General features: G+C 44.8%; 1 protein-coding gene. It reads left to right on the top strand.

Features of this window, described 5'->3' with window-relative positions:
• A partial coding sequence (locus EJA19_RS12730) for a hypothetical protein (protein WP_158611384.1) occupies positions 1-1129 on the top strand: 1129 nt, incomplete at both ends.

Below are 1129 nucleotides of genomic sequence, written 5' to 3'. Positions count from 1 at the left end.
GATGCCGAGAGTGAATTACCATTCGATGCTGATGCTGTCGCGTTAAACTACACAGATGACTGTAACGATGTTACCGTAAATCTAACAGATACAACAGTAACAGGAACAGATTGCGAGTGGACATTAACTTACACATACGAAGTTGTAGACAACTGTGGTAACGCCTTAGAAGGTGAGGAGCTAATCCATAATGGTAGCGATCAAGACGCACCAACAGGTACAGCGCCAGAAGGAGAAGCTAATCATAACGGATGTATGGCCGATGCCGAGAGTGAATTACCATTCGATGCTGATGCTGTCGCGTTAAACTACACAGATGACTGTAACGATGTTACCGTAAATCTAACAGGAACATCTGTAACAGGAACAGATTGCGAGTGGACATTAACTTACACATACGAAGTTGTAGACAACTGTGGTAACGCCTTAGAAGGTGAGGAGCTAATCCATAATGGTAGCGATCAAGACGCACCAACAGGTACAGCGCCAGAAGGAGAAGCTAATCATAACGGATGTATGGCCGATGCCGAGAGTGAATTACCATTCGATGCTGATGCTGTCGCGTTAAACTACACAGATGACTGTAACGATGTTACCGTAAATCTAACAGGAACATCTGTAACAGGAACAGATTGCGAGTGGACATTAACTTACACATACGAAGTTGTAGACAACTGTGGTAACGCCTTAGAAGGTGAGGAGTTAATCCATAACGGAAGCGATCAAGACGCACCAACAGGCACAGCGCCAGAAGGTGAAGCTAATCATAACGGATGTATGGCCGATGCCGAGAGTGAATTACCATTCGATGCTGATGCTGTCGCGTTAAACTACACAGATGACTGTAACGATGTTACCGTAAATCTAACAGATACAACAGTAACAGGAACAGATTGCGAGTGGACATTAACTTACACATACGAAGTTGTAGACAACTGTGGTAACGCCTTAGAAGGTGAGGAGTTAATCCATAACGGAAGCGATCAAGACGCACCAACAGGCACAGCGCCAGAAGGTGAAGCTAATCATAACGGATGTATGGCCGATGCCGAGAGTGAATTACCATTCGACGCTGATGCCGTCGCGTTAAACTACACAGATGACTGTAACGATGTTACCGTAAATCTAA

This window comes from Mangrovimonas spongiae (assembly GCF_003944795.1).
GTDB lineage: Bacteria > Bacteroidota > Bacteroidia > Flavobacteriales > Flavobacteriaceae > Mangrovimonas > Mangrovimonas spongiae.
Note: the sequence above shows the minus strand (reverse complement) of the source record. Positions and strands in the feature narration are given on the sequence as shown.